At 62.6% G+C, this 8,550-nt stretch carries 6 protein-coding genes; 3 read left to right on the forward strand and 3 right to left on the reverse strand.

Annotated elements, in window-relative coordinates; genetic code table 11:
* The 3 genes from NW863_RS03490 to NW863_RS03500 form a co-directional block, all read left to right on the forward strand.
* Nucleotides 1–297, forward strand: a 297-nt coding sequence (locus tag NW863_RS03490) for a hypothetical protein (protein ID WP_414364430.1), incomplete at its 5' end; no start/stop codon positions are given.
* 65 nt (nt 298–362) lie between these two features.
* Nucleotides 363–551: a type II toxin-antitoxin system VapB family antitoxin gene (locus tag NW863_RS03495; protein WP_414364432.1), complete on the forward strand. Its 189-nt coding sequence runs from the start codon at nt 363–365 to the stop codon at nt 549–551.
* A 157-nt stretch (nt 552–708) separates the two neighbouring features.
* Nucleotides 709–5,754 (forward strand): DEAD/DEAH box helicase, encoded by a 5,046-nt coding sequence (locus NW863_RS03500; protein WP_414364434.1) that lies wholly within the window; start codon nt 709–711, stop codon nt 5,752–5,754.
* Here NW863_RS03500 and NW863_RS03505 read toward each other — a convergent pair.
* From NW863_RS03505 to NW863_RS03515, 3 genes are all read right to left on the reverse strand, one after another.
* Entirely contained in the window at nt 5,751–6,551 is an 801-nt protein-coding gene (locus NW863_RS03505; RefSeq protein ID WP_414334894.1) for an ABC transporter permease, read from the reverse strand. The two genes, NW863_RS03500 and NW863_RS03505, sit on opposite strands and share 4 nt — an antisense overlap.
* Before the next feature lie 74 nt (nt 6,552–6,625).
* A complete protein-coding gene (locus tag NW863_RS03510) occupies nt 6,626–7,504 on the reverse strand; it encodes a phytoene synthase (protein ID WP_414364436.1) in 879 nt (292 codons plus the stop codon).
* Between the two features lie 116 nt (nt 7,505–7,620).
* The coding region (locus tag NW863_RS03515; protein WP_414364438.1) for an FAD-dependent oxidoreductase at nt 7,621–8,550 on the reverse strand (930 nt) is incomplete at its 5' end.

Here is an 8,550-nt window from a genome sequence, read left to right on the forward strand (position 1 = left end):
GTGCTCCGCGCCGAGCTGGACGCCTACTACGCCCGGCTCTACGGCCTCACCCGCAAGCAACTGCGCTACATTCTCGACCCTGCCGACCTGACCGAGCGTGAGCTAGAAAACATCCTCGATCCCTGGGAAGAGGTGGAAGATCCTCTCGATCCGGCGGGGTATGCCAGACGTGTGGCTGCCAGCACCTTCCCCGGCGAGACCTTCCGCGTGCTCAAGGAAAAAGAAATGCGGCAATTTGGCGAATACCGCACCCGCCGCTTGGTGCTGGAGGCATGGGAGCGGCTGGCGCACCGCTAAATCTAGGCATAGGATCCGCATAAGACTGCGTTCTTATACACAGGCGGATCCCCATACGCACCAACATGGCTCTGGACGATGAACTCATCGAGTGGGCCCGCCAGGTAACCGGCCTCAAGACCAAGCGCGAGGTGATTCACAAAGCGCTGCGCACCCTAGCTCAACTCCACAAGCAGGCTGGGATCCGCAACTTACGCGGCAAGCAAGTTGAAATGGGAGGGAGATTTGCACGAGCAACACTTGTGTGCCAATGACTATCTCTAGATTGCGCTCTGGATCAAGCTCTCATCTTGATGGCGACTTGACTCCAGCAGAAGTCTCTCCCCCAGAGGGACTGGAGGTGAGGAAAATACTTGCTGCACTTCCAGACTGGGTTTAGGTTGGCTAGGAGGGCCCTGTGGAGTAGCTTTGATGTCCACGATCTTTGATCTCCACGCCGCTGTCCTGGCCGACTATCGCGATTTTGTCCGCTCGTTTTTTCTGGTTGCCGACCCACGGGCGCAAGCCTTTGTAGACCAAGCGCTAGAAGAAGGGATCCACCTCTGGCCAGAGCCGCTTGTCCAGCTCAGCCCCTCTTACAAGGACGGCTCAACCGTTGACGAGTTGGCTGCAGCCGGACGGATTGCCCAAGAAACAGCCCACATCTTCCGCTTTGAGGATGGCAGGCCCTTTCGCCTCTACCGCCACCAGGAGGAGGCCATCACCAAGGCCCTAGCCGGAGAAAGTTTCGTGGTAACCAGTGGCACCGGCTCCGGCAAGAGCCTCTGCTACTTCCTGCCCATCCTCGACAACTGGATCCGCCAGAAGGGATCCGAGCACCAGGTGACGGCCCTGGTGGTCTATCCCATGAATGCCCTGGTGAACTCCCAATACCAGTCTTTGCAAGACCTGCGCGAACGCTACGAGCGCCGCTATGGTCGCCCTTTCCCCCTGCGCTTTGCCAAATACACCGGGGAAACTGCCGAAAGCGATCGGGAAGAGCTGCGGCGGAAGCCGCCCCAGATTCTGCTTACCAACTACATGATGGCGGAGCTGCTGTTGGTTCGCCCTGAGGATCAGCGCTTCTTAAGTCCTGGTGGACTGCGCTTTTTGGTCTTTGACGAGCTACACACCTACCGCGGTCGACAGGGGGCGGATGTGGCCATGCTGGTGCGACGCCTCAAGGAGCGCTGCGCCGCCCAAAACCTTGTCCACATCGGCACCAGCGCCACCATGATCTCCCGGCCAGAAGCCACCGCCCAGGAGCGCCGCCAGATTGTGGCCGACTTTGCCAGCCGCTTCTTTGGCTATCCCTTCAGAGCGGAGCACGTTATCGAGGAAACCTTGGATCCCTTTAGTGAGGGTGACTCTCCTAGTGCAGCGGAGCTAAAAAGCGCCCTCGACTCTCCCCCTCCCGCCGACCTGGCCACCCTGCGCCGCCACCCCCTGACGCGCTGGCTGGAGTACGAACTGGGCCTGGAGCCCACGCCCGATGGCGGCTTCAGGCGCCGCCTGCCCAGGGAGCTTTCTGAGGTCGCCGCCCAACTGGCCAAGCAGGTTGACAGGGATCCCCAGTTCTGCGCTGAGTCTCTGCGCCAGTTCCTCGCCCACGCCAGCAACCTCAAAGACGGCAACAGGGGGGTGGCCTTCAAGTTGCACCAATTTATCTCCCAGGGCCGCACCCTCTACGCCACTCTGGAGAGCCGGGAAAAGCGGCAATTTTCCCTGGAGGGGCAGATGCAGGCCGGTGAGGGCAAGCTCTTTTTCCCTGTCAAGTTCTGCCGCCAGTGCGGGCAGGACTACTACCATGTCCTCAAGTCCGGGGATCGCTTTGTGCCCTATCCCCTCGGGGAAGAGGTGGAGGAAAGCGAAGAGCAGCAAGCTGGCTACCTGAGTCTGGATCCCCTGGAGGGGGAGTGGTCGCAGGAACAGATCCCGGAAGATTGGTACACCCCTGAAGGCCGGCTCAAGCCCCATTGGAGAAGGCGCGTCCCCCAAGCGGTCTGGGTCCGCCCGGACGGCTCCTTTTCCGAGGTGCCCCAGGCAGGAACCCAGAAGCTGTGGTGGCAGCCCCAGCCCTTTTCTCTCTGCCTAGCTTGCGGCGAGTACTACAGTGGACGGGAGCGGGAGTTTGCCAAGCTGGCTTCCCTTTCTAGCGAAGGCCGCTCCAGCGCCACCACCATTCTGGCCACTTCTCTGCTGCGCCATGCTGCTCAAACGGGGGCAGCCCAGGACAAGCTGCTTACCTTTACCGACAACCGTCAGGATGCCTCCCTGCAGGCCGGCCACTTCAACGACTTTGTCCACGTGGCCCTCTTGCGGGCCTCGCTCTACGCTGCCCTTCTTAAAAAGCAAGAGCTGGGCTTTGCAGAAGTGGCCCCAGAGGTGGTGCAGGCTGCCGGCCTCACCCTTGCCGCCATTGCCCAAAACCCCTTGCTGGATCCCCAGTCGCCGGCTGCCCAAGAGGTCTGGCGGACTTTTACGGAGCTAACCGAATACCGCCTCTACGAGGATCTGCGGCGCGGCTGGCGGGTTACCCACCCCAACCTGGAACAGGTGGGCTTGTTGAAAATTGAATACCGCGGCCTCAAGGAGCTTTGCCAGAGCTCGGCCCTGGCCCCCCTCAATCCCTGGTTTGTCCAGGCCAGCGTCGAGGAGCGGGAACGCCTGCTGCGGGCTCTGCTGGATCAGTTTCGGCGCAAACTGGCCATCGATGTGCCTGTGCTCAGAACCGAGTTCCAGAGAAACTTGCGCCGACGCGCCGAGCAACACCTCAACGAGTTTTGGGGCCTAGAAGAGTACGACGAGCTGCGGACGGCTACCTGCTTTGTCCGCCAAAGCCGCAACGGACAAGACGGGACAACTTTCAGCCTAGGCCCCCGCAGCGCCATCGGACGCTTTCTTGCCAAGCGCCTTGAGCTAACCCGGGAAACCTACGACCAGCTTTTGGGATCCCTGCTTTCTCTTCTAGTCAGCTACGACCTGCTGCGGCGGGAGAATGGCCAGGAAGCCTACCAGCTCAACGCTGGCTGTCTGCGCTGGTGCCTGGGCGATGGCTCGCCGCCGCCTGCGGATCCCTTGTACTCCCGCCGCGCTCAGCAGGAGGGCTACGCTTCCGCCCCTCGCCCCGTCAATCTCTTCTTCCAGCGCCTGTATCGGAGCGGGGCAGCAGGGCTGGGATCCCTGGAGGCCAGAGAGCACACGGCCCAGGTGGTTCGAGCGGGAGAGCGGGAGTGGCGAGAAAAGCGCTTTCGCGGGGAAGACCAAGCTCGCCGCCTTCCCTACTTGGTCTGCTCGCCAACCCTGGAGCTGGGGGTCGATATTGCCGATTTGGATCTGGTGCATCTGCGCAACGTGCCGCCCACTCCGGCCAACTACGCCCAGCGCAGCGGTCGGGCAGGTCGCCAGGGGCAGGCGGGGCTAATCCTCAGCTACTGCGGCGCCTTCAACAGCCACGACCAGTACTACTTCCGCCGCCGCGCCGAGATGGTGGCCGGTCGTGTCCGCCCTCCCCGCCTGGACTTAACCAACGAGGCGCTACTGCGGGCTCACATCCACGCCGTTTGGCTGGCCCAGGTACGCCTGCCCCTGGGTAACTCCATGGAAAGAGTTCTCGATTTGGATCGCGAGGGGCTGCCCCTGCGGGAAGAGGTGGCTGCCCAAATCCAGCTAGGGGAAGCGGCCCGGCAAGAGGTGATGGAGCGGGTGGAGGCGCTCTTGGCTGCCGATCGAGAGGTTCTGGATCAGAGCGGCTGGTTTAGCCGCCGCTGGCTCCAGCAGGTCATCGAAGAGGCGCCCCAGGCTTTTGACCGAGCTTTCGACCGCTGGCGAGAACTCTATCGGGCTGCCACCCAGCAGTTGGAAGCCGCTAACCGCCAGCTCCAGACGACTCGCGAAAAGAAAGACCAGCAGGAAGCCGAGCGCCGCCAGCGGGAAGCCCTGCGCCAGCGGAATCTGCTGCTCCAAATCGACACCCAGCGGGAGGAAAGCGACTTCTACCCCTACCGCTACTTGGCCAGCGAAGGCTTTCTGCCCGGCTACAACTTTCCGGCCCTACCCGTGCGGGCCTGGGTGCCCCGCGGCGGCGAGGGGGAGTTCATCGCCCGGCCCCGCTTTTTGGCCATCCGCGAGTTTGCTCCCCACAACTTCCTCTACCACGAAGGCTGCCAGTGGGAAGCGGTGGCGTTCCAGGCGCCGCCCGGCGGTCTGGAGGAGCGCAAAAGTAGCCACAAGCTCTGTTTTAGCTGTGGGGCCTTTGCCGATCCCTCCCTCGATCGCTGTCCAGTCTGCGGCACCCCGTTCGATGGGCAAAATAGCCTCTTGACCCAGCTTCTGGAAATGCCCAATGTGCGCATGCGGCGGCGGGATCGCATCACGGCTGACGAAGAGGAGCGGCGGCGACAAGGCTACGAGCTGCAGACCTTCTTCCAGTTTGCTTCCGAAAGCTCTGGCTACCGCGTCCAAGAAGCTGATGTGCTGAGCGGACAAACCCCCCTGCTGCAGTTGCGCTATGCCCCGGCGGCCACCCTGCTGCGCATCAACCACGGCTGGCGGGGAAGTGGAGGGCGGGGTTTCTCAGTCAACTTTGAAAATGGGGAAGTCCCCTCGCGAGCTCAGCTTGAGCGGAGCAGGGCGGGCTTATCCAACCGAGCCTCCTTGCAGTCCATCCGCCTGGCGGTGCGCAGTACCCAAAACCTGCTGCTGGTGCGCCTGGCGCAGCCCGGCTTAGGGGATCCCCAACCTTTAGAAACCAGCCTGCGCTACGCCCTCAAGCGGGGGATCGAAGAGACCTTTGAGCTAGAAGAGACGGAGCTGGCCGCCGAGTCCATTGGCCAGGGATCCCATCGGGCCCTGCTGTTTTACGAGACGGCAGAAGGGGGAGCCGGCGTCCTGCAGCGGTTGGTGGAGGAGCCAGAGGCCATGGCGGAGGTGGCGCGAGCAGCCCTGGAGATCTGCCACTTCCAGCTCTCAGAAGCCGGGATCCAAGACCTGCGGCCTGAGTGCCGCGCCGCCTGCTACGAGTGCCTGCTCAGCTACGCCAACCAACGGGAGGCGCTGGAGCTCGACCGATACAAGATCCGGGATCTCCTGGGCAAGCTGGCCCACAGCCGCACCGAGCTACGTCCCCTGGGCCGCTCCCGCCAAGAGCAGCTGGAGTGGCTGCGCCAGCTCATCGACCCTCGCTCGCACCTGGAGCGCCGCTTTCTGGAGTTGCTAGCCGAAGAAGGCTACCGCCTTCCCGACGACGCTCAGAAGGCCATCCCTGATCCCCGCTGCGTGGTCGACTTCTTCTACGAGCCCAACGTCTGTGTTTTCTGCGATGGCGCAGTGCATGACGAGCCCGACCAGGCTGCCCAGGATCGCCAAGTGCGCTCCCAGCTTTTGGGACAAGGCTACCGGGTAATTGCCCTGCGCTACGACCAAGACCTGCAGGAGCAACTGGCCCGCTACCCAGAGGTGTTTGGCAAGGGCAACTAATCCTGCTGGTGGGAAAACAGGTAGGCACCCACCAGGGCCAGAAGGGTTGCCAACCCCGCCAGCACCGCCACTGTGTACCAGGGGAACTGGGCAGGGGGCTGGTAGGCGGCTGCCCGCATGCCGATGCTGGCGTAGGAAAGGGGCAGGCAATAGACCAGCACCTGTAGGTAGCCTGGCAACTGGCTGGGATCAAAAAAAGTGGCCCCCAGAAAGGACATGGGCGTAATCAAAAAGTTGGTGAGCACGCCCACACTCTCCAAGCTGGGCACCTTTAAGCCGGCGATTACCCCGATGCCGGCAAAGACAGCGCAATCCAAAAGCAGCACCAACAGCGCCAGGGGATGAAGAAGGCCCCAGGCTCCTGTCCCCAGCACCCCCACCGCCAACACTCCCAAGGCCGTGAGCAGGCCGCGGGCAATGCCCGCCAACACCTTGCCCAAATGCAGCGCCAGCGGATGCACCGGCAAGAGCAGCAGCTCCTCAAAGCTCTTGGTAAACAGCCGCGATCCACAAATGGAGAAAGTAGTGCCGGCAAAGCTAATCGTCATGGCCGAAAGAGCCACCATCCCCGGCAAAATAAAACGTAAATAGGAACCTGCCGCCGTCGATCCGCCTACGTCAGCCAGGGCCTCGGCCCGCAGGGATCCGCCCAGCCCCACCCCAAAAGCAACGATGTAGATGAGGGGGGCCACCAGCCCCGAAGCCACCACCTGCCAGACCCGCCCGCGCAGATCCAGCCAGTCGCGCCAGAAGATGGTTAAACTGTCTTCCCAGATTTGCCGATAGGGCATCACCATAGATTTTCCTCGCTCTTTACGGGTTTGGGGCTTGCCCACTGGGATCCGCAGTGGGAAACGGCTTGCTGTCACTACTAATAGCCGTAGTAGTTGGAGCGCCACCAGGCCACCGGCAGCGCCAGCGCCTTGCTCAGGGTGGACACATAGGCCCGAGTGCGAAACACCTGGTAGTGGTTGCGCTCGATGGCGTTGAGGATCTGCCGGTAGAGTATCAAAGAAGCGGCCACTGGCCAGCGGGAGTCCGGCTGCAGGGTAGGGATCCCTCGTTCCGCTTGGGCATAGAGCTCCCGAGCTCGCCGGATCTCGTAGTCCATCAGGGCCATCCAGCGCTCGTCGATGACATAGTTAAACAAATCCCGCTCTGAGTAGTTGAAGCGGCGCAAGTCCTCCAGAGGCAAATAGATCCGCCCGCGGCGGGCATCTTCCCCCACATCGCGCAAGATGTTGGTCAGTTGCATGGCAATCCCCAGGGCCACCGCCTCCTCGCGGCCATCCCGACCCGGCACAAACCCCATGATCTCCGAGCACATCAGCCCCACCACCCCGGCCACCCGGTAGCAGTAAACCCGCAGGTCTTCCCAGGTGGCGTAGCGCCGGGTGTCCAGATCCATGCTTTGCCCCCGTAACATCTCGCGGAAGGGCTCAATCGAGAGGCGGTAGGTGTGGATGGTGTGGATCAAGGCCAGGTCGGTGGGGGCTTGCGGCTCCCCCCCCTGGAACAAAGACTCCAGATGGGATCCCCACTGCTCCAGCTTGCTGCGGGTGACTTCCACCGCCGTCTGGCTGGCCTCCAGCCCATCCAGCAACTCATCGGTCTGCCGCAGCCAAGCATAGATGGCCCAGATGGCCCGCCGCTTGGGTCGAGGCAAGAGCAGGGATCCCAGATAAAACGTCTTGGCGTGCTTGGCCGTGATCTGGCGGCAGAGGGCAAAAGATTGCTCCAGCGGACTCATCGGGCTCATCTCCAGGGGCGCGGGGCCAGATGGGGACAGCGAGGGCACATCTCAACACTACGGGAAAGCGGACAGGCTGGATAGCCCCGACAGTCAGGTTGCTCCAAATGAGGCGATCAAACCCCTGCGGTTGCCAACCTTGAGAGCGCAGCCGCCGGGGAGGGGATCCCTTTGCTGATGGCCTCGGCTGCCCGCTTGCCGGAGAGGATGGCCCCCTCCATGCTGCCCAGGAAGGGTTGCAGGGTGTAGCTGCCCGCCAAGAAAAAGTTGGGGATGGGGGTGACCTGAGTGGGACGGTATTGCTGCCGGCCCGGTGTGGCCTTATAGACCGAGCGCGGCGTTTTCACCACCACCCATTTGCGCACCCGCGCCGGGTTGGGGCCGGTGAGGTGCTGGGGAAAGAGTTTTTGGAGCTCCTCCAGCGTGGCCGCGAAGATCTCCTCGTCGCTGCGGTCGATCCACTCGGCAGCCGGGGCCAGCACCAGCTCCAGCATCGAGCGCTCTGGATCCGCATAGCCGCGGCAGGTATTGCTCATGTCGGCATACACGCTCAAGAGCGGCGAGCGAGAAAACAGCGAGTGGTCGATGTGGGTGAGCTTGCGGTCAAACCAAATCTGCAGGCTGATCACCGGCACCCCCTCCAGCTCGCGCAGTTGCTGAAAATAGGGCAGTTCCCACCACCGGGCCGGCAGCAGCTCCTTGAGCGCATCCACCGAAAGGGCTGAGACGTAGGCGTCGGCGGTGACCTGAAGCGGCCCGGCAGGGGTGAGAAAGCGAAAGCCCGCTACACTGCCGTCGGGGTTGAGGTCGATGGCCTGCAGCGCCGCATTCAAATGCACCTGGCCGCCGCGGGCTATGATGGAGTCCACCATCGGCTGGCAAAGCCGCTCCGGCGGGGCGCCATCCAGGTAGGCGATCTTCGAGCCGTCCTTTTGGCGCAAAAAGCGGTTCAGGGCCGTCAGGGGCACCATGGCCGAGATCTCGTCTGGGTTGATGAAGGCCAACGCCTTGGAGACGGCGATAAAAATATCCGTGTTGACCCGCTC

This window comes from Synechococcus sp. B60.1, assembly GCF_047462555.1.
Taxonomy (GTDB): domain Bacteria; phylum Cyanobacteriota; class Cyanobacteriia; order Thermostichales; family Thermostichaceae; genus Thermostichus.

What these genes read in the sequence shown, in the direction of transcription:
- NW863_RS03500 (WP_414364434.1), top strand. Translation starts at nt 709, where the DNA reads ATGTCCACGATCTTTGATCTCCACGCCGCTGTCCTGGCCGACTATCGC.
- NW863_RS03505 (WP_414334894.1), bottom strand. Translation starts at nt 6,551, where the DNA reads ATGGTGATGCCCTATCGGCAAATCTGGGAAGACAGTTTAACCATCTTC.
- NW863_RS03495 (WP_414364432.1), top strand. Translation starts at nt 363, where the DNA reads ATGGCTCTGGACGATGAACTCATCGAGTGGGCCCGCCAGGTAACCGGC.
- NW863_RS03510 (WP_414364436.1), bottom strand. Translation starts at nt 7,504, where the DNA reads ATGAGTCCGCTGGAGCAATCTTTTGCCCTCTGCCGCCAGATCACGGCC.